Raw genomic sequence first — 20,819 nt, forward strand, 5'->3', positions numbered from 1 at the left:
AATAACGGCCAGGATCTGGTGCTCGGTAAAACGGGCTTTGCGCATAGTGATCTCCTCGTTGGCATCTTCATTATGCCGGAAGATCTCTAAAAGTAACTGGCTCTGTTATACGGGATACTTACACAATCATCTGGTCCCGTTGTTGTTAGTTGCGGGCCCCACGGATGCCGTCGGAGGGTCCTTGAAATAGCCCTACCGCTTTGTTGGTATTGTTAAATAAATATTTTCACCATCCAGCGTAATCACCCCCTCTTTTTCCAGCTTGAGCAGCCAGCGAGAAAACTTCTTATCGGCGCTGATACCCTTGGGGCGCAGTGCCTGACGAAGCTGCGAGCGGGTGCAGTCTCCGAGGTCGAGGAGCGCCTGCCAGACGGCGATATGATTGCCCGTCAGATGCGACACTCCTGCCAACTCCGGGTAAACAGCGGTCGGGTCCTGTGCCGCCCTGGACTGGTCATGCAACACCAGGGAATCCACAGGTTCACCGTCCTCATCGACATACACCGTGACCGGGCTCAGGTCATACGCCGCCGGCTCGGGTGGCTCCGCGTCCTTCATCTTAGTGCAGCTCAATACCAGGGCATGCCCTTCGCCTTCACGCCGGACGTTAAACTCCGCGTCCAGCGCCGCCTGAAATGCGCTGGAGCCCCGTGCGCCCCGGTCCTGGTCCTTGCCGGAGTGATGGACAATCAGCACCGAGGCCTGCGTGGCGGTGCGAATGGCGTCACAGCCCTGAATGAACGCGCCCATGTCGCGTGCGGCGTTTTCGTCCGAGCCGCCAAAGCAGCGCGCCAGGGTATCAAGGATAATCAGCCGCACCGGCATGGTGGTCAGACGGTTCACGTCCGCCGCCGCCTGAATGACCTGATTGACGCTTTCCGGGCTGGCGGGGAATACGGCACAGTCCACCCGGAACAGGCCGTCCACCGGGCTATTGCCGTTGAGCGTCTGTTCCCAGGCCCGTATACGGCGCGGGACGCCGATACCGCCTTCACCGGCCACGTAAATCACCGCGCCCTGATTCACCCGCTGCTGCGCCCAGGGCTTGCCGGTAGCAATATGGCAGGCCCAGGAGACCGCCAGGAAAGACTTAAACGAGCCGCCCGGCCCGTAAATACTGCTGAGCGAGTTGCCGGGGATATGGCCCTTAATCAGGTAGTTCTGCGGGGTATCATATCCCTCCGAGCCCCGGCGCAGCGGCAGGGAGGTGGTGAGTTCAGGGGAATGACGGTCAACGGACGTGATACCGGGTTTCATGGTGGCGCTCTCCTGGTGAAAATCAGAATGGGAAATGAAAAGCTGGCGGTAAAAATCGCGGTGGGCCTGTTCGGGGCCGTACAGGCGCAGGGCATCATCGTGGTCGGTTGCCTCACCGAGCGGCAGCACGACCACCCCGTTTACGGCGCGGGCGGCGCGTACTGCCTGCAGTTTTCCGGGGTTGTCTGGATGAGTTCGGTCGTTATCGGCGGCCAGAATAAGGCGTGCCTGCGGATAGGCCTCGCGCAGGGCACCGGCCACATTCAGCAGGTTATTGGCTGACAGGGCGGCGCAGATGCGCATGCCGGTCATAGCCCGGACCGCCAGCGCGGTGGCGTAACCTTCGGTAATGGCGATGTCTTCAGTGGCTGGAGCGGTAAAACCGGCTGGAGGGCAGACAGTGGCATCCGGCGGCAGCGCCACAAAAGCGCCTTTCAGGTGCGAGCTCGGGAGCAGATGTTTGGTGCCCAGCGGACTGACCAACTGGGCGCCGGTCAATTGTCCTGTTGTATCCTGAAGGGGTAACACCAGCGAGCCAGGGGGAAAGATGTCTCCGGCCACGGTGATGGTCTGTCCCGCCGGCAACACCGGTCCGGCCAGGTCATAGCCCTTCGCCTTCAGGTAAGGGGACTCCCCCGTGACACAGCAGGCCAGCAGGGAACTGACCCGGGCGGTGATATTGACGGTCGGCCGGGCTTTTTCCCTGGCTGGCGGGGTTGACGTTGCGCCCTCCAGAGAGGCCACTCTTCTGGCCGCTTCAGCAAGTGAACAACGGTGGACGCGGGCCACCAGGTCCAGTCCGTCGCCGGCCCCGCAGCGATTGCAGTACCAAGTGCCCCGCCCTTCCCGGTCATCCATACGAAAGCGGTCCAGCCCGCCACAGACCGGACAGGGACCGTGCCGATGATGTGCCGGCACCGGTATCGACAGCGAGGACAGAATGGCGGGCCAGCGGTGCCGGGCCTGGCGGGTGATATCGGAAACAAAGGTGCTCGTCACGGGCTCACCCCCTGGGCATACACCCGGCGGATATAACGCCCGCGCCCGTCACCATGTCCAAGGTCGGTGGACGTCAGGGCACAGGCTTCCCGCAGACTGAATCCCTTCGACCTATAATGGCGAAGCGCATCCTGCGCCCAGGCATAACGCAGGCTGTGGGGGGAATACACCCCGGTCAGTCCGGCGCGAGTGGTCTGCGAGCGCCAGTAGTTCATGGCGGTTTTCAGGTCGGGTTTGGGGATTAACCGTCCATGACGTGTGGCGGAAATATCCAGCGCCCGATTTACGGCGTGTGTCATCGCTTCACGGTCCAGTACCAGGGTCTGGCGCGGACGTCCGCCCTTGGTGCCGAAGACCACTGCCAGACGTTCATCGCCCCGCGCCAGCGCCGCGGCCCAGGTCGACAGCGACTGTGAACACTGCACGGCCTCCTGCGAGCGCAGCCCCATTAGCCGGGTCAGCTGTAGCGTGACGGCCAGTCCGGCATCCTTTTGCGTGCAGGTATCGAGGGCGGCCTGATAACGCGTCTGGCTGATGGCGACACGGGTGCCGGCCCGGCTGGCGCCCTGGAGCCCCAAAGCCTGATTGCCGAGGCGGTCGGCGTCGGCCAGCTTGTCCCGCCCGGCTTCGCGCAGCATCACCCGCACGGCGGCCATCTCATTGTGCAGGGTGCGCAGACTGATGCCCTGCGCCTGGCGGTCAGCGATATAGGATTCAATATGTTTGGCTTTCAAGTGACTAACCGATTTCACCTGAATGTTAAGGTCCAGCAGATGGCGGCTGAGACGCTCGGCCATATGCAAACGGTCATGGACCGTCTTGTGACTGCCGCCGGCCTGGCGGGCCAGCTTTTGCAGTTCACGGCATAATGCTGTCATGGTGATACCCCTGTCTCCGGCGCGCGATAGTCCGCGACACGGGGGTATCCCGTGCCGTGCTGAACAATACCTGTGCGCCGGAGTGGCAGTGGTTGAGGTGTGGCGGGGAGTCGGTTATGCACTCGGTGCAACCGCCTGCGTCAGCAGGAAATCCCCTCAGGCGGTAAAGCCTGCCTCAGGTATTGATTCAGTCCTCCTTTGGTGAATGGATGAGAAGAATTGACGCAGAAAAGCGTGCGTCAGATGACAGGGATGCTCAGTCAGGCAGCATAATTTCAGCGTTGGTGCGGTGGTCGGGTGCGGCGTCACTTTCACCCGTTAGCACGGGAAAAGTGACGCCGCTGCCTCATGGAAACATCAATTGAGGCAAAAAAGGCCACGGCCACGACGAATGCGCCAGGGTGGAACGAGGAATAACACACACCAGCCAGGGAAAGGGCATGGCATTGGGGATACATCAGATAAATGACCGCCGGCAAAAGCCAGGCATCAATGAGAGATGAATATCAGCACCGGATTGGCGCAGAGGGAGAAATTAGCCACCACCGCCGAAGCGATACCCGCGCTGCCGGTGACGAAGCGGGCTAGGGATTGACCACTCAGATTATCCCTGAGCGTTGCCTTGCAGGACGTGGCAACCTGGGGTGTTGTCCTCAGACAACAGGTACAAAATAATCCTACACCGGCAATTATCCGCTGGCAAGGCTGACGCGCTTCGCTTGTCGTCTCCGGTCTGCCCATGCAAATAAGTTGTATGGGCAGACCGGAGATTGAAATGATCTCATAAGATGTCGCCCTACACATAATGTTATATGTCTTGAACACATGGGGCCAGACTATTAACTGATGGAATTCCCGTCTAAAACCGGGGGTACTTCTTTATAGGATTACCCTGCTTTGGATATGCCTTTTATCGGATAGGTGACTAGTGGTTTTATTTCCTTCAGGACAAACATACTTTGCATCGCTTTTATACCAGGCAGGCGGCGAACGACCGACATGGCAAAATCAGCATAGGAGTCCAGGTCATTTGCGACGACCTGCAATAAAAAATCAGCATCTCCACCTATGCTATAACAGGCTACTACGTCTTCGAGAGCCGTAACCTCTTCTTCAAATTTTTTAGCTTCAGCCTCACTGTGACTATCGATGGCAACGCGCACAAAAACCATGACACCAAGCCCGATTTTTTTCCTGTCCAGTACCGCCCTGTACCCCTGGATGACTTCATCTTCCTCAAGCTTCCGCACTTTGCGCCAGCATGGGGAAGCAGAAAGACCGATCTTATCTGCCAATACTTGGTTGGTAATGCGAGCGTCATCCTGTAGAAGCCGCAAAATTTTCATTTCTGTCTTATCCAGTGCCATAAAAGCAAATCTCTTTCTGAAATAGCGTTCATTTGGGTAAAACTATCCTATTGACATCAGAAATGAAAGGCAGATAGGTAACAAATTTCCGCCAACCGCAGGCATAATAATTACTCAGTCTAATAATTCAAAGCCTAAGAATGGCATGGTATTTGAGGTGAAAATGCTGCTACACATTGTCTTGTTCACTTTTAAAAGTCCCTGGAACTGGTCATCGCTTGAAGCTATCGATGCAGAACGGGCTACCCGGAGACACCATCATTACATCAGAGAGATAAAAGGGTGGATTTCTGGCCGAAACGTTACCCACCGCAGCATTGCTGCCGATTTTGCTGTCGTTGGCCTATTTGAAAACAAAGAAGATATGAATGCTTACCTTGTCCATCCCGATCATCAGGCCGGGGTAGACAAATGGAAGATCATTGCGAACTGGTCAATTGTAGATCTTGAACTGAATAGTGACTTTACGCTTAATACGGGCTTATTTGAATCGCTTAGTTCTATCTGCCACTTTCCCCAGGAATAAAAGGACTAAATATGAAATTTGATGCCAGTATTCATCGCTGCACCATCATCATTCACAGCGACCTTCCCACCGGCTTGGCAATGAATGCCGCCAGTGTGATCGGTATAAGTTTCGGGAAAACTATCGAAAATCTCGTCGGCCCGGATATGCAGAGCCTTGACGGTCTGAATTATCCGGGTGTGATTCACTCTCCTCTGCCAGTACTCCTCTCTTCTGGAGATTATTTACAGGAGCTGCAGCGTACAGCTAAAGAAGACGCAGATATTTATGCAATGCCGTTCAGTGCGCTTGCACAATCCTGTAAAACATATGATGAATATGGGGAACGCATTTCTTCCGTCAGCAGCACAAACATAGAATTGGTGGCTATAGGCTTGATTGGCCCCAAAAAGAAAATAACCGGACTTACGGGTAACCTTCCCCTTTACAAATAATGAAGTAAGCACAACTTATTCAAGTAATCTCAGAATAGTTTAAATCCTGAGCCGAACTATGCCATTAAAGTGATGGTGTGATTTTTTTAACACGAGAGGTTTTTATTATGTATGCTGTTTTCAAAGACGACCTCCTCCTGAAAGCCAGGAATGTGTATCAGCAACATAGGGATTTCGAAGCAGGAAAAATTAGCCGGAGTCAGCTGATTAAACATCAAAACGACAGTTTTAAAGATGTGCTGAATTATGTGTCTTCAAATTCGCAATTTTATAAAAATCATCTTTCTGGAATAACAAATCATGACATCGAAAACATTACCCTTAATGAAATAAACTCACTCCCGTTTACCACAAAGGATGACTTAAGAAAATATGGGGCATCGCTGGCGTCAGCCCCTCTTCGTGATAGCTGGATCTATTATGAAACGACTGGAACGACGGGATCTCCGACGCCATGTCCACGAAATGAGATCGACTCAATACATAATAACACACCTCTGATCATTCATTACCGTAACATATTTAATCAACATGGTACCGGACATATAGTAGGCGTAATGGGGCCAAGCGAACTGCATTCAACTGGTGATACTTTTGAAGATGTTTTACGCAGCTTAGGCCACAGCGTTGTAAAAATGTGGCCGCGTTCGCCCGTCGTTGGCATGAAGCGTGTGATGGCACTGATTGATGAACTGAAAATCACGGCTTTAGTCTGCACTCCTGCTGTCGCCATTTCGCTGGCCCGCTTTATGAGGCAATGCGGTCGTTCTCCCGCCGAGAGCAGCATCCGTTTGATACTCACCGTCGGTGAGCTCACCACTCCCGCCCTATTAAGAAACATTGGCGACGTTTGGAACGCCCAGATATATAACTGCATGTATGCTTCACAGGAATCCTCCATTCTCGCGGTCTGCAACCATGATGGCTATCTGTATACCGTTCCGCTGAACAACTACTATGAAATCATCGAGCCTGTCAGTGGTAAACCTTTTGATAGCGCCAGCGGACAGGTCACAGGTGAACTGGTCATTACCCATCTTTATAAGGGACAAAAGCCCCTGATACGCTATAGAACCGGTGACATGGTGCGTTCAACGTTAATGCCGAATGGATGTCAGAGGCTTGTTCCGATAGGGCGTGTGCGCGATGTCCTCAATCTCAACGGGACCCAATACTGTGCGTGGGACCTTGAGGCTGCATTACTCGACAGGTTGACCGGCTGCCTCGATTTCGCCATCCAGATTGAACGCCATCAAAGAACGGACACGCTCAATATCACTGTGGAATTATTTGATTCCACTACAGACTCCGCTGCCCTGCTCTCTGAAGTCAAAAAACATATGGAAGGCAAATTAAATGGCGTGAGAGTCAACCTCGCAACAGGCGAGACCACAGCCATCACCGGAACCTCAGCGATGGTGAGCTGGAAAGCCGCACGGTTGCATGATCGCAGACCTGAAGGGGATAACACCGACCGGGATGCGGCGCTGGACTTAATCACTGGTGGGTTTAAATCATGAACATCCCGGTTCGCCACACATCATCAATAGAAACTAAAACTGCACATCATCCCTTGGTTTATCTCAATGGTGAGATTGTCGAAACTCAAAACGCCACGCTGCCGGTGACTACTCAAGCATTTAATTATGGGACGGGAGTATTTGAAGGAATACGTGGATATATCAGCCATGAGGGAGAAAACGTAAATATTTTCCGGCTGGATGAGCACATAAGACGGCTACTTAATTCTGCATCATTGCTCCTGATTGACGATATCCCCACCGCTGATGAAATACAGAAATCAATTCTCAACTTATTGCGTCTCAATAATGCCCGGAGCGATTGCTACATTCGGCCTCTGGCATTTAAGCAGCATTTACTGCCAGGCAGCGGCTTTGGTGTAAAGCTTTCAGGTGTAAGCAGCGGTTTATCTATAAACACCTTAAATATGCGTTCTTATGTAAAACAGGATGGAATACGCTGCACTTTTTCCAGTTGGCGGAGGATTGCAGACAACGCCATTCCTGTGCGTGCAAAAATAACAGGAAGTTATGTTAACTCTGCGCTGGCGATAGAGTCTGCCCGGCTGAGCGGTTTTGACGATGCATTTATGTTAAACACGCATGGTAATCTGTCAGAAGCGACAACATCAAACATTTTCATTGTAAAAGAGAACAAAATAATTACTCCTCCGGTTAATGCTCATATTCTAGAAGGCATTACACGTGCTACCGTTATAATCCTGGCAAAGGAACGGTTGGGATTAGAAGTAGAAGAGAGAGATATCTTGCCTTCAGAAGTACTTATGGCGGATGAATGTTTTCTCTCCGGAACAGGTGTGGAAATCTCCCCGGTTATACAAATCGATCACCACCATCTTAAAAGCATCAATGATGAAAGTACTACTTTGTCGATAAGAAATATTTATCAACAGGTCGTGCGTGGCGAAATAGATAATTTCAGTTCCTGGTTAACGCCCGTTTATTAATTCGTCCTTATAGAGAGAATGAATGATGAAAACTTATTTCATGGATATGGGGTTAGAACGAGCATTAAATTTACCTATTTACACGCTTGGTCCGTCAGGTACAAGCAGCGAATATGCATCGCGGTTTTTCAGTAAATGGATGGTTGATACTTACAACCGTAGCATTCACGCTTTGGTCCTTAATGACACCTATGAATTGGCGCGTGAAAATCTCAATAAGGAGAAAGGATTATTAGTTGTTGCCAATGCCTATCCCGCAATTAATGATTTTTATATGGATACACGGCTGTCGCTCCTGGCGACATTCGTTTTTGATACTCCCCTGTACGGTCTTGCTGTCAAAGGTCCATTACCCTATCGTCCACTGTGTATAGCTTCACACCCTGCCCCCATTCCATTAATCAGTGAATTGCTTCCCGAGGGGCTTTTTATCGCACGAATTGTCGAGATGGACTCTACCAGCGCTGCTGCCATAGCAGTGGCAAATGGTGAAGTCGATATGGCGCTAACGACGGAAATCGCCGTTGGGTTACACAACCTGAAATTCGTATCCAGCACCCGACCGATCCATATGCTCTGGTCTGTATTCGGCTCTCAGACTCAACACTAATAAGGTAAGAATAAAAATGGACATATTGAAACCGCATACTCCGCAAAGCGCTCCCTCAGCCAGCCGGGCGCTATTGCAGAGTTCTGTTGACAGTTTTGGCTGGGTTCCCAGGCAGAGTGCTTACATGGCCGAATCTCCAGCGCTTCTTTCATCCTATCAGTTTGCTCACGATACTTTTTCGCAATGTTCATTGCAGGAAGAGGAACGAGCCGTGGTGTGGATCACCACCGGCATTATTAATGGATGCAGCTATACCGTTCAGGCTCATAAATGGATAGCAATGCACAAGGGCGTACCCGCTCAAATTCTGGATCAGTTGATATATGACCCACGTGATTTACCGGAACGACTATCTGCGCTTTATCACTTTACGCGTGCGGTAATACTGGCGCATGGACAGATCCCTGCGGAAAAGGTGGCCGCATTCCTTGACGCCGGTTTTACCCGTGAAAATATGCTGGACGTGATCCTCGGCGTCTCACAGAAAACCATGTCCACACTGCTTAATAGCATTGCCGGAACTGAGGTGGAACCTCAGTTTATGGACGTCGGCACCGAAATTGAATGAAAGGTCCTCTCCGCTATGCGCTATTTTGATCGACAGAGTGTCGAGAATACCTTGCCACCCGAGCTGTGCCTGCAACTGAGCAGAGAAGCTTTTATGCTTTTCAGTCAGGGTAAAATCATGCAATCCCCACGCGACATCATCGCGGCTGAAGACGGCTGCATTATGGGAACCATGCCGGCATGTATCCGGGAAGGAGACTGGAAAGGCTTTGGCTTAAAAACGGTGAAAGTTGATTTCAGCCATGCCGATGGACGAGCTTCGCATGAGGGGGTAATACTGCTGTATGACGCCCTGCCGGACGGAGGAATGGCGGTTATTGACGCCGGTGCCATCACGGAATTAAGAACGGCGGCAGCATCCGCATGGGCAACTGAACAACTTTCTTCTCCTTACTCCTCCCGGCTTGCCATACTGGGCAATGGCGTACAGGCCAGAAAGCATGTGCAGATGATGCGATTCATCAGACCAATAGAAAGCATTACAATCTGGGGTAGGGACAGCGCCCATACCGGCCTGTTTGCCGCCTGGTGCCGCGAAAAAACGGGCTTGCGTATTGAAGTAAAACAAACACCTGAAGAGGCGGTCAGTGGCACAGACATTATTTGTACTGTGACTGCGTCAAAATCCCCATTGCTCCGGCTAAAGGATCTTAAACCGCATTGCCATGTCAATGCCGTGGGCGCATCTGCACCGGGTTTTCAAGAGCTTGATGCAGATGTTTATGCCGGGGTTGAGCTGTATGTCGACTCACGCGATGCCGCCTGGCAAGCCTCGTCTTGCCTTCAGGAGGCCAGGAAAAATCGGCTAATCAGTGCGCAATATCCTATCAGCGAAATCGGTGAGCTGGGCGATGCCTTATCATCCCGCCGGACATCACGCTCAAAACCCACGGTGTTCAAATCGGTAGGAATTGCTGCGCAAGATTTGGTTTTTGCCCGAGCTGTAGTCAGGATGTGCCCATAATTAATTTTTCAATTTTCATCTGTTGATGGACAGGGACATCAATGAACTTACGAAACAGGAACACAACATGTTAGGAATCACGCAGATTTTAACTTATGTCGCGGCTCTCGGGCTGGCCGCCGCCATTCCGGGACCGGGAATGACGGCCCTGGTTGCCCGCAGCGTCAGCGGCGGGGCTATTTCGGGCTTTACCATGCTGGGCGGTCTTATTATTGGCGACCTTGTTTACCTGTCTTTTGCTGTATTCGGACTGGCGGTGATTGCGCACAATTACAGCTCTGTTTTTATATTGATAAACTGGGCAGCAGCCCTGTATTTATGCTGGCTCGCCTGGCAGTTCCTTAAATACCAGCCGCAGGCTATCAGTATCGGAAAACCGGCGTCGCGGCACGAGCTTGCATCTGCCTGGCTGTCAGGTTTTACCATCACCCTGGGTAATCCCAAAACGGTGGCATTTTACCTTGCCATCCTTCCTCTGGTTATCTCCCTTGATAATGTGTCGCTGATGACGTGGGGGATGATGCTGGTGCCGTTGACAATCCTCGTTCTTTTAAGCGTAGGCGCTGTATTTATTCTGGCCGCGCTGAAAATCCGCCATTTTCTTACCAGCGCAAAAGCGCAAAGGAGACTGTTCCGTTCGGCAGGAGTAATCATGCTGTTGGCCGCGGCGGGAATGGTCATGAAGACTTTCTGAGCTAGTCAATTTCGCGCATTGATTCGCTGTATTTGTTTACGGGAACAGGCCGTTAGTCAGGTGGAGGGATGATGTCCCTATTTCGTATAGCAAATAAATGCGATAATTGTGACGATGCTCAAATATTTTTCGATCTATTTTTTAGGCATTGATTTAGGCATATTTTCATGATGTGTAATTTAATTTTTCATTATTTTACAATTAGATAGTGATTTAATATTAACCCTCTCATGCCGACCAAATATCCTGAAGAAAACCAACCAGTTATGGTTGGTTTTTTTTCGCCCGTAATTTGCTTAGGGAAAAATGAGGGAAAAACTCAGGTTTTTTCGATGCAGTTACATCACCGGGCTATCATCAAATTCTCCTGTCCGCATATCGTTCAGCACATACGTGACCACACCGAAGCACACGCCCCCTCTTCCTCATCAAAAAGCTCTAACCGCCCTGGAAAATCAAGTTGCTCCAGCAGCCCGCGCGCTGGGTAAAGTTTGTAACGTCGTAGCCTAAACCCGCCGTCAATTTTCAAGATGACAATGCTGCCGTCTACCGGTGCCAGGGAGCGGTCAACGATGAGCGCTGCGCCCTGATGGATGCCATGGCGGAGATTGACTGCCCCTGGGATTGTGGACATTCCAGTCTCCGGCACCGGCCATCGACCTGATATGACCGATGGCGTTGGAGCCTATGGCCTCGCGCGTCTTCGGTTGCGCTTGTTTAAGGGCCAGTCTCACACCGCCTCGAAGGTTGGCAGTCTCGTTTCCGTTGCGCTAGCCAGGATCCGGAGGCCTGGCCGGCAGCAACAGGCGAAATCATCATTTTCAGCTATAGAAATCCAAAAATAATATTTTAATTTTTTTTTCATGCGTAATAAGGTGGTTAACCGTTTGTAATAGAGCTGTTTTGATTTTGGAATAATATCAGGGCGCGATACAGGTTTGCGTCCCGGTTAGCCAGACCGATCAGAATATGATTTTTATTTTAAGGAGCCGCAATGAATGTGATTACCCTGGCCGGTAGCCCGCGTGTCCCCTCCAGATCCGCGGCGTTGTTGACTATCGCCCAGCGTTGGCTGGAGGGGCAAGGCATTGACGTTACACCCTGGAATCTGTTTAATTTCAATCCGCAAGATTTGCTTTACGCACGCTTTGACAGCCCCGCGCTGCAGGTTTTTATCGGGCAGATTGCCGCAGCCGATGGGGTGATTATCAGCACGCCTATTTATAAAGCCTCGTTTAGCGGCGCGCTGAAAACCCTGCTGGACCTGCTGCCGGAACGCGCCTTCGAGCATAAGGTCGTGTTGCCGATAGCCACCGGCGGCTCGGTCGGACATATGCTGGCGCTCGACTATGCGCTCAAACCGGTGCTCAATGCGCTGAAGGCCCAGGAAATCCTGCACGGCGTTTTTTCCGAAGACAGCCAGATATCCCATTACGACAGCGATCCGCTGTTAAGCGCCCCGCTTGAAACCAGACTTATAGACTCCCTCGAGACGTTTATTCGCGCGCTGGAAAGGCAGTCGCAATTCCACGCCCTGAGCATTTCATCCGCGTCGTAGGCAATATCATCAGCGCCGGCCAACGACCGGTTAAGCGCGGAGAATGTGGTAGATATTATGATGTTAATTCTATTTAATTATGGCAAAGACACCGGGTCCTGGTTTTTTATAAGAGGGATAGGTGATGCAGGGTAGAATCGGTTATATAGGTTGGCGGTTGTTCCAGATTGTGCCAACCACATTTACCATTGTCCTTTTGGCCTTTGTATTAATGAAATTGGCGCCCGGCGATGTCATTGATGTCGTCGCGGGAGAATCGGGAGGCGCCACGCCTGAATATATGGCGGAAATGCGCGAATTATATGGGCTGAATATTCCGATCTGGCAGCAATTTGTTCATTATATTGTTTCCCTGGTTCATTTTGATTTGGGCTATTCATTTCGGGAAAATATGCCCGTTGCCGATTTAATCCTCAGCCGGCTGCCCGCGACAATTAGCCTATCGCTGACGGCAATAATTTTTGCCCTGGTCGTCGGGGTAATGCTGGGCATTATCGCCGCGCGCTACCGTGGCTCTTTTCTTGACGGGATGATTTCGGTTTTTTCCACCATTGGTTTTGCCACGCCGCTATTTTGGATTGGCCTGCTGCTGATCGTATTATTTTCCATTAATTTACGCTGGTTTCCGGTAAGCGGCATCACCACGGTGGGCGCGGACTATGCCAATGATCTTTCTTATCTGCTGGATGTGACGCGGCATTTGATATTGCCGGCGTTCTCACTCAGCCTGTTCTTTTTATCGATGTATGTCAGGATCACGCGTTCATCGATGCTTGAAGTCTATGGGCAGGACTTCGTGCGCACGGCCAGGGCGAAAGGGTTAAGCGAATGGCGGGTTATCTTCGGCCATATCCTGCGTAATGCCGCGCTGCCCATTATTACCATTACCGGATTGGAAATCGGCGGATTGCTTAGCGGCTCGGTGGTGGTGGAAACCGTTTTCGGCTGGCCGGGTATCGGCCGGCTGGCGTACGACGCGGTATTTTCCCGTGACCTGAACCTGTTGCTGGGTATTTTCCTGTTCAGTTCCTTTCTGGTGGTGCTGATGAACCTCGTGGTTGATTTATTGTATGTCGCGCTGGATCCGCGCATCGGGGGACGCCGCTCATGATATCCCGTCGTTTTTTCACGCGCCTGGCAAGCTCGTATTCTACCCAGACAGGCCTGTTGTTATTGTTGCTGGTCCTGTTCGGCGCGGTATCGGCTTCTTATTTTTTCCCCGGCGACCCGCGCAATATGGTCGCCAGCCCGACGCTGTGGCCGGGGGCCGATGCCAGGTTCCCGCTGGGCACCGACATGATGGGCCGCGATATGCTTTCCGGCCTGCTCTACGGCGCGCGCGCCTCGTTGCTGATCGGCCTGTTTGCCACCGCGCTTTCCGTTATGCTCGGCATTATCATCGGCGTTATCGCGGGGTATTTTGGCGCGTCCTGGATAGACGATATCCTGATGCGCCTGACCGAAGTGTTCCTGACCATGCCGCGTTTGCTGTTCGCCATTGCGCTGGTGATGGTATTGGGGCCCTCGACGTTCAGTATTTCACTGGCGCTGGGGGCGACATCCTGGCCGCAAATCGCGCGCCTGGTGCGCGGCGAGGCGCTGCGCGTGCGTGAAATGGAATTTGTGCGCGCCGCCGCGACCATCGGGCTGGGACACGTACGCATTATTACCCGCCATGTACTGCCCAACAGCATTGCGCCGGTGATGGTGGCTTCATCGGTGCTGGTGGCGCAGGTCATTTTGTCCGAGGCCTCGTTATCCTTTCTCGGCCTCGGCGATCCCAGCGTGGTGACCTGGGGAGGCATGGTGGGCTCCGGGCGCGAGGTGCTGCGCACCGCGTGGTATATGACCGCCCTGCCGGGCCTGGCCATTTTCCTCACCGTGATGGGCTTTATGCTGATAGGCAACGGCCTGAACGATATTTATAACCCACGCCTGCAAAGGAATTAAATTACGATGGCCACAGAAGACAGAGATACCGCCGCCGTCGAAGGACCGATACCGCTGAAGTTGCTTGACGTGCGGGATTTACGCATCGGGTTCAACGGCGAGGAGATCGTGCACGGCATTTCTTTTCATATCAAACCGCATGAAAAGGTGGCCCTGGTGGGCGAGTCGGGATCGGGCAAAAGCGTGAGCGCCATGAGTTTGCTACGCCTGATCCCGGGTGCCCGGGTGTCGGGACAGGCGCTGTACGGCGATACCGATTTGCTCAAGCTGCGGGAGGCGGAAATACGCGCCGTCAGCGGCAAGGATATTTCGATGATTTTCCAGGAGCCGATGACGGCGCTCAACCCCCTGCATACCATTGGGGATCAAATCGCCGAAGTCTACCGGCTTAAACGCCATATGGGGCGCAAAGACGCCTGGAAACATGCCGTGGCCCGCCTCGCGGAGACCGGCATCGCCGAGCCGGAACGGCGCGCCAATGCCTATCCGCACCAGCTTTCCGGCGGCCAGCGCCAGCGCGCCATGATAGCCATGGCGCTGGCCGGCGAGCCGAAGCTGCTGCTGGCGGACGAACCGACCACCGCGCTGGATGTTACCCTGCGGCTGCAAATCCTTGAGCTGCTGTCGGCCCTGCAGCGCAAGAACGGTTTATCCATCCTGCTGATTACCCACGACCTGCATCTGGTGCGCCGTTTCGCCGATCGGGTCATTGTCATGGAAGCCGGCAATATCGTGGAGGTCGCCCCCACCGAGCAGCTGTTCCAGGCGCCGGGGCACCCTTATACCCGCCAACTCATCAACAGCCGTCCGCAACGGGACATCGGCGCCGTCGCCGCGGGCGACGGGCAACACCCGCGCCTGGAAGGCAAAGCCCTGCATATCAGCTACCCCATCTCGCAACCGGGGATCAACAACTGGTTCCGGCGCCATCGTTTCCAGGCGGTCAAGGATGCCGATGTTGTCTTGCAGCGCGGCCAGACGTTGGGCGTGATCGGCGAATCCGGTTCGGGCAAAAGCACGCTGGCGTCCGCCGTGCTGGGACTTATCGGCCATGAGGGCTCCCTGCTCATCGACGGGCAGTCATGGCAGCAGGCCAATGCGCACTCTTCCCTGGCGCGCCGGACGCAGCGCCGTAAAATCCAGGCGGTGTTCCAGGATCCCTTTTCTTCCCTCTCCCCGCGCCTGGATATTTCCCAGGTGGTGGGCGAGGGACTGCATTTCCATCATCCTGAACTGTCGGCGCGGGAGCGGGAGCGGCGCATTATCGCCATGCTCGCCGAGGTTGGGTTGAGCGAAGCCCAGTTTCCCGGCCTGCTGCGCCGCTACCCCCATGAATTTTCCGGCGGCCAGCGCCAGCGCATCGCCATTGCGCGGGCATTGATTATCAACCCCGACATCCTGGTGCTCGATGAGCCGACCAGCGCCCTGGACGTCACCATCCAGCGGCAGATCATCACCTTGCTGCAGCGCCAGCAGCGGGAGCATGGATTAAGCTATCTGATTATTACCCATGATGTGGCGGTCGTGGCCGCCATGGCCCATCGCATCATCGTGATGAAAGAGGGCAACGTGGTCGAGTCGGGGGACGCGATGACGATACTGAGCGCCCCCCTCCATCCCTATACGCGCAGCCTGATCCTGGCGGCCGCATGATATCGATACCCGATCCGGCCCCCTCGCCGGGCCGGGAGGCCCGCGCGGCTAGAAGACCGTATGCTGCCCGCCGTCCACCGAGATAAACGCGCCCACCACATAGCTGGCGCGCTCGCTGGCCAGGAACAACACCACATCGGCAATTTCCTCGGGGCGACCGAAGCGCCGCAGCGGCAGCCCGGCGCTTAGCCGGTCCAGCGCTTCCCCGGGCGTCACGCCCAAACGCCGGGCTTCATGGCCGACGGTGTGATCGATGCGATCGGTTAAGGTATAGCCCGGATTCACGGCGTTCAGCCTGATGCCGTAACGCGCGTAATACTGCCCCAGTCCCAGCGTGGACAACAGCAGCGCCGCATTGGCCGCCCCGCCCGCCACATGGGAAGGATGCGGCACGCGCGCGCCGGTGCCGATGATATTGACCACCGCGCCAACCTGGCGCGCCGGCGGGCCGTCCCCGTTCCCGGCCCGCGCCACCCAACGCTTGAGCACCGCGTCCTGGGCGTGGATATAGGTAAAGTATTTGGCGTCCATCGCGGCACGCCAGGCGACGCTGTCGAGGGATTCCGGCGGGTTGCGCCGGGCGGCGCCGGCGCTGTTCACCAGGATATCAATGGGCCCCAGCTGCCGGACGATCTGCTCGACGGCGGCCTCCGCCTCATCGCTTTGGCCCAGGTCGGCCCGCGCCACGGCAACCCCGGCCCCGTCGTCCGCCAGCGCCAGCCGCGCCTGCTTCAGGTTGCGCGTATCGCGCGACACTATGCCCACCCGCGCGCCCTCGCGCAAAAAGGCGCGGGCGACGGCCAGGCCGATGCCTTTGCTGCCGCCGGTCACCAGCACCACTTTCCCCGCCAAACCGAGTTCCATAACCATGCCCCTTAGATTTTGGTGTTGATCGGCGGCAGCGCGCCGTTTAAATAGAAATCGCCCACCGCCCGCGCCTTGTACGCCACCGGATCGTGGGTGGTATGCGTGCGCGCGTTGCGCCAGTGCCGGTCAAGGTTAAGCGCGGCCGACGTCGCCGAAGCCCCACCGATGCGGTAGATCATTTCGCTTACCCTGACGGCGGCTTCGGAAGTGGCGTACTTGGCCTCGGCCACCGCAATCGAGGCTTCCCCCAGCAGGCGATCGCTTTCCGCCCCGCCGGCCCATTCCGCCCGCAGGGCGTTATCCAGCAGAAGCGCCCCGCGCTCAAGCAGGGTTTCGGCGCCGTGCGCGATGATGGCCATTTCGCCGACGGTATGCAGCACATAAGGATCGGCGGTGGCGCCGCCTACCCCGCTTTCGCGCGGCGCCCGCGCCTGTTTGCGTCCGTAGGCGCACGCGTCCTCCAGCGCCGCCAGGGCGATGCCGGCGTCAATGGAGGCATGGATCAGCTGCGCGAATCCTCCTTCATGGGTACGGCGATGGCCGTAGGCCGGGATACGCAAGATCTCGCCCTCGTCGACGCGCACATTATCGAACTCCGATGTGCCGCTGGCGGTGGTGCGTTGCCCCATGCCGTCCCAGTCATCGCCGACGGTCACCCCGGGACGATCCACCGGCACAAACACCGCCGCCCGGCCCCCTTCCTCATGCTGCGCGGTGACCAGGATAATGCTGGAAAACAGGCTGCCGGTGCTGTAGTACTTGCGCCCGCGCAGGCGCCAAATCCCGTTATCCCTCACCAGCCGGGTCGCCACATCGCCGATAAAGACGCCTTCGCGTTCGGCGGCGGCGTTGCTCATCATGGCCCCGTCCAGCGCCAGATCGAAATAGCGCCGCTGCTGCGCGGGGGTGCCGTATAAACGCAGTTTTTCCAGATTGGCGAACTGCGGCGCGATCGCCTGGGCGATATTGGGATCGCCCGCCGCCAGCAGGCGTATCACACGGGAGAAGGTCACCAAATCCGCTTCCCGGCCGCCGTATTCCCGCGGCACCCGCATCGACAGCAGGCCGCTTTGCCGCAGCGCCTGGATTTCCTCGTGGGGCAGCGCGCGTTGGCTATCGCGCCGCGCCGCGCCGGCGGCAAAACGCCGCCTGAATCCCTCGGCCAAGGCGATGAAGCCGTCCCTGCTGTCTTTGTCATGCCCGTCGGAGCCTAAGCCGTTTTCCTGGTCGTGATTAACCGACATGTTATTCTCCCGCCGTTAGGCGATGATTTACCGGCGCCGCATAGCGGCCGGCCGGTCGAGCCAGACCCATGATGTCCCGCGTGGTGGCGCCCTGGTAGCGGCGGCGGAATACCCCCCGCCGCTGTAGTTCCGGCACCACCAGATCGACAAAATCCGCCAGGCCGCCCGGCAGCCAGCCGGGCATGATGTTAAAGCCGTCCGCGCCGCCTTCCTGGAACCAGGCGGTCATCATATCGGCGATATCCGTCGCGGTGCCGATCAGCACCGGATGGCCCCGGGCGATGGCCACCTGCAAATATAAATCCCGGATGGTCAGGTTATCGCGCCGGGCGACATGCTGGAGCAGGGCTATCCGGCTGGTGGGGTTATCCCCGGCCTGGGGCAGCTCGGGCAAAGGTCCGTCCAGCGGATATCCGGACAGGTCAACGCCGCCCAAATGGTGCTCAAGCTGGGCCAGTCCCACGTCCGGATGAATAAGCGATTGCAGGTAGTCGAATTTTTCCCGCGCCTCGTCCCGGGTCCGGCCCACGACCGGGAACAGTCCCGGCAGGATACGCATCGCGTCCGGGGATCGCCCCGCCGCCTGCGCCTGTTCCTTTAATTGGCGATAAAAAGACCGCGCGTCCGCCAGGGTGGTCTGGGCGGTATAGATGACCTCACCCACGCTGGCGCCGAGCGCCATGCCGGCCACCGACGATCCGGCCTGCACCAGCAGGGGGTGGCCCTGCGGCGGCCGGGCGATGTTCAGCGGGCCGCGCACGGCAAAGAACTCGCCCCGGTGGTTCAGGGCATGCAGGCCGTCCGGCCGGAAATAAACCCCTGATGCCGGATCGGCGACGATGGCGTCGTCGTCCCAGCTGTCCCACAGGCCGCGCACGACCTCGACAAATTCAGCGGCGCGGCGGTAGCGCTCCCGGGCGGCGGGTATGGGGTCGGCGCCGAAGTTTTCCGCTTCGGCGTCGCTGGACGAGGTAACGATATTCCATCCCGCCCGTCCGCCGCTTAGAAAATCCAGCGAGGCGAATTTACGGGCAATATGAAAAGGTTGGTTAAAGGTGGTCGACGCCGTGGCGATCAGCCCGATATGGCGGGACGCCATGCTCAGGGCCGACAGCAGCGTCAGGGGCTCAAAATGCGCTTTTGGACCCCGGCCCAGGCGTTCGGCCGAACGATCGCGGATGGCCAGCCCGTCGGCCAGGAAAAACAGATCGAACAGGCCGCGCTCCGCTATTTCCATCACCCGCCGGTAATGCCCGAAGTCCAGCGGCGCCAGGGGATTGACCTGCTGGTGGCGCCAACTGGCGAGGTGCCGGCCGGTGGTCTCGACAAACACGCCAAGGTTCATTTCACGCCGTGCCCCGCCGCTCATGACGCGCCCCCCGGCGCCCGATCGGCATAACGGTTGGCCGGCCGCGCCAGCCCCAGGTTCTCGCGCAGGGTAGCGCCGGCATATTCATGGCGAAATAAACCGCGCCGGCGCAGCTCCGGCACTACCTGGTCAATGAACTCCAGCAGGCCTCCGGGCAGCCAGGGCGCCATGATATTAAAACCGTCCGCCCCGCCGCCGGTAAAACGTTCCTCAAGCTGGTCGGCAATTTGCGCCGCCGTGCCGAAAATCGCCCAGTGGCCGCGCGTGCCGGTGACGTGCCAGTAGAGTTGGCGGATCGTGAGGTTTTCCCGCCGGGCGAAATCCACCAGCAACCCCTGCCGGCTCTGGTTGCCCTGGGTCAGCGGCAGTTCCGGCAACGGTCCGTCGACGGGATAGGACGACAGGTCGATACCGCCCAAATGACGGGCCAGCACCGGCCAGCCGATTTCCGGGTCGACCCATGACTGCAGTTGTTCGAATTTTTCCCGGGCATGGGCCTCGGACTCGCCGATAATGGGGAATACGCCCGGCATGATCTTAAGCCGATCGGGATGGCGGCCATAGGCCGCCATTTTTTCTTTGACGCCGCGGTAAAACGCCTGGGCGTCCGTGAGCGAGCGCTGGGCGGTAAAAATCACCTCCGCGCTGCGGGCGGCCAGGTCCTGGCCGTCGGACGAAGAGCCCGCCTGCACCAGCACCGGCTGCCCCTGGACCGACCGCGAAATATTCAGCGGTCCCCGCACCTTGAAAAACCGCCCCTGATGATCGAGGACATGCAGCTTGCGGGGGTCGAAAAAGTGCCCCGTGCTTTTGTCATTAAGCAACGCGTCGTCTTCCCAACTGTCCCACAGTCCCTGCACCACCTCCACGAATTCCTGGGCGCGCTGGTAACGCAGGCCGTGCTCCATCACCTCGTCACGGTTAAAGTTCAGCGCCTCGCCCAGGGTCCAGGAGGTGACCACGTTCCAGCCCGACCGTCCCCCGCTGATATGATCCAGCGACGCAAACTTGCGCGCGACGTTAAACGGCTCGTTATAGCTGGTGGAAGCGGTGGCCACCAGGCCTATCTTTTCGGTGATCATCGCCAGGGCGGACAGCAGGGTAAGCGGCTCGAAATTTACCGTGCGGGTGGTGCGGCCGATATGCTCGTCCTCCCCGTATTGGAAGGTCATCTGATCGCCAAGGAAAATCATATCGAATTTGGCGGCCTCGGCCCGGCGCGCCAGCAGCTTGAAATGTTCCAGGTTCATGCCGGCGTTTAGCGGGGCGTCGGGATGACGCCAGGCGCCGATATGATGGCCGACATCCTGCAAAAAAGCGCCCAGGCGCAGCTGTTTTTTCTGTTGTTTCATCGTTACCGTTCCGATTGTTAACCCCGGGTCCGGCCGCCGCCC

20 protein-coding genes and 1 pseudogene are annotated in these 20,819 nt (G+C 56.2%); 12 read left to right on the forward strand and 9 right to left on the reverse strand.

What is annotated here, in order from left to right; translation table 11 throughout:
* Positions 1–192 precede the first annotated feature (192 nt).
* The 4 genes and pseudogenes from GRH90_RS26625 to GRH90_RS20955 form a co-directional block, all read right to left on the reverse strand.
* Positions 193–1,257 carry a helicase RepA family protein gene (locus GRH90_RS26625; protein ID WP_312857210.1) on the reverse strand — a complete coding sequence of 355 codons (1,065 nt, stop codon included), beginning with the start codon at positions 1,255–1,257 and terminating at the stop codon, positions 193–195.
* An 84-nt stretch (positions 1,258–1,341) separates the two neighbouring features.
* Positions 1,342–2,256 (reverse strand): annotated as a pseudogene (locus tag GRH90_RS26630) (primase-helicase zinc-binding domain-containing protein); the annotation flags it as partial.
* Positions 2,253–3,134, reverse strand: coding sequence for an integrase domain-containing protein (locus tag GRH90_RS20950; protein ID WP_162367916.1), 882 nt, complete (start codon positions 3,132–3,134; stop codon positions 2,253–2,255). The gene GRH90_RS20950 and the pseudogene GRH90_RS26630, both read right to left, overlap by 4 nt.
* Positions 3,135–4,021: 887 nt before the next feature.
* Positions 4,022–4,501, reverse strand: a complete 480-nt coding sequence (locus GRH90_RS20955) for an Lrp/AsnC family transcriptional regulator (RefSeq protein WP_162367917.1) — start codon at positions 4,499–4,501, stop codon at positions 4,022–4,024.
* 163 nt (positions 4,502–4,664) lie between these two features.
* On the opposite strand from GRH90_RS20955, the gene GRH90_RS20960 reads away from it, so the two are divergent.
* The 8 genes from GRH90_RS20960 to GRH90_RS20995 all read left to right on the forward strand — a co-directional run bounded on the left by GRH90_RS20960 (position 4,665) and on the right by GRH90_RS20995 (position 10,784).
* On the forward strand, positions 4,665–5,027 hold the full coding sequence (locus GRH90_RS20960; RefSeq protein ID WP_162368049.1) for a Dabb family protein: 363 nt from the start codon (positions 4,665–4,667) through the stop codon (positions 5,025–5,027).
* Positions 5,028–5,038: 11 nt separating this feature from the next.
* Entirely contained in the window at positions 5,039–5,461 is a 423-nt protein-coding gene (locus tag GRH90_RS20965; RefSeq protein ID WP_162367918.1) for a DUF2000 domain-containing protein, read from the forward strand.
* A gap of 107 nt (positions 5,462–5,568) precedes the next feature.
* On the forward strand, positions 5,569–6,981 hold the full coding sequence (locus GRH90_RS20970; RefSeq protein ID WP_162368050.1) for a phenylacetate--CoA ligase family protein: 1,413 nt from the start codon (positions 5,569–5,571) through the stop codon (positions 6,979–6,981).
* Positions 6,978–7,949, forward strand: coding sequence for a branched-chain amino acid transaminase (locus GRH90_RS20975; protein ID WP_162367919.1), 972 nt, complete (start codon positions 6,978–6,980; stop codon positions 7,947–7,949). The genes GRH90_RS20970 and GRH90_RS20975 overlap by 4 nt, the downstream gene beginning before the upstream one ends.
* A 25-nt stretch (positions 7,950–7,974) precedes the next feature.
* Complete coding sequence (locus tag GRH90_RS20980) at positions 7,975–8,559, forward strand: type 2 periplasmic-binding domain-containing protein (protein WP_162368051.1); 585 nt, start codon at positions 7,975–7,977, stop codon at positions 8,557–8,559.
* 16 nt (positions 8,560–8,575) lie between these two features.
* On the forward strand, positions 8,576–9,127 hold the full coding sequence (locus GRH90_RS20985) for a carboxymuconolactone decarboxylase family protein (RefSeq protein ID WP_162367920.1): 552 nt from the start codon (positions 8,576–8,578) through the stop codon (positions 9,125–9,127).
* 15 nt (positions 9,128–9,142) lie between these two features.
* Positions 9,143–10,090: an ornithine cyclodeaminase family protein gene (locus GRH90_RS20990; protein WP_162367921.1), complete on the forward strand. Its 948-nt coding sequence runs from the start codon at positions 9,143–9,145 to the stop codon at positions 10,088–10,090.
* A gap of 67 nt (positions 10,091–10,157) precedes the next feature.
* The gene (locus GRH90_RS20995; protein WP_162367922.1) at positions 10,158–10,784 is read left to right on the forward strand and encodes a LysE family translocator; all 627 of its coding nucleotides are present in this window, start codon (positions 10,158–10,160) and stop codon (positions 10,782–10,784) included.
* A gap of 382 nt (positions 10,785–11,166) precedes the next feature.
* On the opposite strand, the gene GRH90_RS21000 is transcribed toward GRH90_RS20995, so the two are convergent.
* Positions 11,167–11,418, reverse strand: a complete 252-nt coding sequence (locus GRH90_RS21000; protein ID WP_246236187.1) for a S24 family peptidase — start codon at positions 11,416–11,418, stop codon at positions 11,167–11,169.
* Positions 11,419–11,778: 360 nt separating this feature from the next.
* Between GRH90_RS21000 and ssuE the strand changes: the two genes are divergently transcribed.
* From ssuE to GRH90_RS21020, 4 genes are all read left to right on the forward strand, one after another.
* Positions 11,779–12,342 carry an NADPH-dependent FMN reductase gene (gene ssuE, locus GRH90_RS21005; protein ID WP_162367923.1) on the forward strand — a complete coding sequence of 188 codons (564 nt, stop codon included), beginning with the start codon at positions 11,779–11,781 and terminating at the stop codon, positions 12,340–12,342.
* Positions 12,343–12,466: 124 nt separating this feature from the next.
* Positions 12,467–13,453, forward strand: coding sequence for an ABC transporter permease (locus tag GRH90_RS21010; RefSeq protein ID WP_162367924.1), 987 nt, complete (start codon positions 12,467–12,469; stop codon positions 13,451–13,453).
* Positions 13,450–14,292: an ABC transporter permease gene (locus tag GRH90_RS21015; RefSeq protein ID WP_162367925.1), complete on the forward strand. Its 843-nt coding sequence runs from the start codon at positions 13,450–13,452 to the stop codon at positions 14,290–14,292. Before GRH90_RS21010 ends, GRH90_RS21015 begins: the two co-directional genes overlap by 4 nt.
* A gap of 6 nt (positions 14,293–14,298) precedes the next feature.
* Entirely contained in the window at positions 14,299–15,945 is a 1,647-nt protein-coding gene (locus tag GRH90_RS21020; protein WP_162367926.1) for an ABC transporter ATP-binding protein, read from the forward strand.
* A gap of 48 nt (positions 15,946–15,993) precedes the next feature.
* Here GRH90_RS21020 and GRH90_RS21025 read toward each other — a convergent pair whose 3' ends face one another.
* Genes GRH90_RS21025 through GRH90_RS21040 form a run of 4 tightly spaced genes read right to left on the reverse strand, consistent with a single transcriptional unit; the run spans position 15,994 to position 20,777 of the window.
* Positions 15,994–16,809, reverse strand: coding sequence for an SDR family oxidoreductase (locus GRH90_RS21025; protein WP_162367927.1), 816 nt, complete (start codon positions 16,807–16,809; stop codon positions 15,994–15,996).
* An 11-nt stretch (positions 16,810–16,820) separates the two neighbouring features.
* Positions 16,821–18,056: an acyl-CoA dehydrogenase family protein gene (locus tag GRH90_RS21030; protein ID WP_162367928.1), complete on the reverse strand. Its 1,236-nt coding sequence runs from the start codon at positions 18,054–18,056 to the stop codon at positions 16,821–16,823.
* A 1-nt stretch (position 18,057) separates the two neighbouring features.
* Complete coding sequence (locus tag GRH90_RS21035; protein ID WP_162367929.1) at positions 18,058–19,425, reverse strand: LLM class flavin-dependent oxidoreductase; 1,368 nt, start codon at positions 19,423–19,425, stop codon at positions 18,058–18,060.
* Entirely contained in the window at positions 19,422–20,777 is a 1,356-nt protein-coding gene (locus GRH90_RS21040; RefSeq protein ID WP_162367930.1) for an LLM class flavin-dependent oxidoreductase, read from the reverse strand. The genes GRH90_RS21035 and GRH90_RS21040 overlap by 4 nt, the downstream gene beginning before the upstream one ends.
* Positions 20,778–20,819 lie beyond the last annotated feature (42 nt).

This window comes from Acerihabitans arboris (assembly GCF_010131535.1).
Classification (GTDB): Bacteria; Pseudomonadota; Gammaproteobacteria; order Enterobacterales; family Enterobacteriaceae; genus Acerihabitans; species Acerihabitans arboris.

Coding starts and splice junctions, on each gene's coding strand:
- GRH90_RS26625 (WP_312857210.1), bottom strand. CDS start 1,257: ATGAAACCCGGTATCACGTCCGTTGACCGTCATTCCCCTGAACTCACC.
- GRH90_RS20950 (WP_162367916.1), bottom strand. CDS start 3,134: ATGACAGCATTATGCCGTGAACTGCAAAAGCTGGCCCGCCAGGCCGGC.
- GRH90_RS20955 (WP_162367917.1), bottom strand. CDS start 4,501: ATGGCACTGGATAAGACAGAAATGAAAATTTTGCGGCTTCTACAGGAT.
- GRH90_RS20960 (WP_162368049.1), top strand. CDS start 4,665: ATGCTGCTACACATTGTCTTGTTCACTTTTAAAAGTCCCTGGAACTGG.
- GRH90_RS20965 (WP_162367918.1), top strand. CDS start 5,039: ATGAAATTTGATGCCAGTATTCATCGCTGCACCATCATCATTCACAGC.
- GRH90_RS20970 (WP_162368050.1), top strand. CDS start 5,569: ATGTATGCTGTTTTCAAAGACGACCTCCTCCTGAAAGCCAGGAATGTG.
- GRH90_RS20975 (WP_162367919.1), top strand. CDS start 6,978: ATGAACATCCCGGTTCGCCACACATCATCAATAGAAACTAAAACTGCA.
- GRH90_RS20980 (WP_162368051.1), top strand. CDS start 7,975: ATGAAAACTTATTTCATGGATATGGGGTTAGAACGAGCATTAAATTTA.
- GRH90_RS20985 (WP_162367920.1), top strand. CDS start 8,576: ATGGACATATTGAAACCGCATACTCCGCAAAGCGCTCCCTCAGCCAGC.
- GRH90_RS20990 (WP_162367921.1), top strand. CDS start 9,143: ATGCGCTATTTTGATCGACAGAGTGTCGAGAATACCTTGCCACCCGAG.
- GRH90_RS20995 (WP_162367922.1), top strand. CDS start 10,158: ATGTTAGGAATCACGCAGATTTTAACTTATGTCGCGGCTCTCGGGCTG.
- GRH90_RS21000 (WP_246236187.1), bottom strand. CDS start 11,418: ATGTCCACAATCCCAGGGGCAGTCAATCTCCGCCATGGCATCCATCAG.
- ssuE (WP_162367923.1), top strand. CDS start 11,779: ATGAATGTGATTACCCTGGCCGGTAGCCCGCGTGTCCCCTCCAGATCC.
- GRH90_RS21010 (WP_162367924.1), top strand. CDS start 12,467: ATGCAGGGTAGAATCGGTTATATAGGTTGGCGGTTGTTCCAGATTGTG.
- GRH90_RS21015 (WP_162367925.1), top strand. CDS start 13,450: ATGATATCCCGTCGTTTTTTCACGCGCCTGGCAAGCTCGTATTCTACC.
- GRH90_RS21020 (WP_162367926.1), top strand. CDS start 14,299: ATGGCCACAGAAGACAGAGATACCGCCGCCGTCGAAGGACCGATACCG.
- GRH90_RS21025 (WP_162367927.1), bottom strand. CDS start 16,809: ATGGAACTCGGTTTGGCGGGGAAAGTGGTGCTGGTGACCGGCGGCAGC.
- GRH90_RS21030 (WP_162367928.1), bottom strand. CDS start 18,056: ATGTCGGTTAATCACGACCAGGAAAACGGCTTAGGCTCCGACGGGCAT.
- GRH90_RS21035 (WP_162367929.1), bottom strand. CDS start 19,425: ATGAGCGGCGGGGCACGGCGTGAAATGAACCTTGGCGTGTTTGTCGAG.
- GRH90_RS21040 (WP_162367930.1), bottom strand. CDS start 20,777: ATGAAACAACAGAAAAAACAGCTGCGCCTGGGCGCTTTTTTGCAGGAT.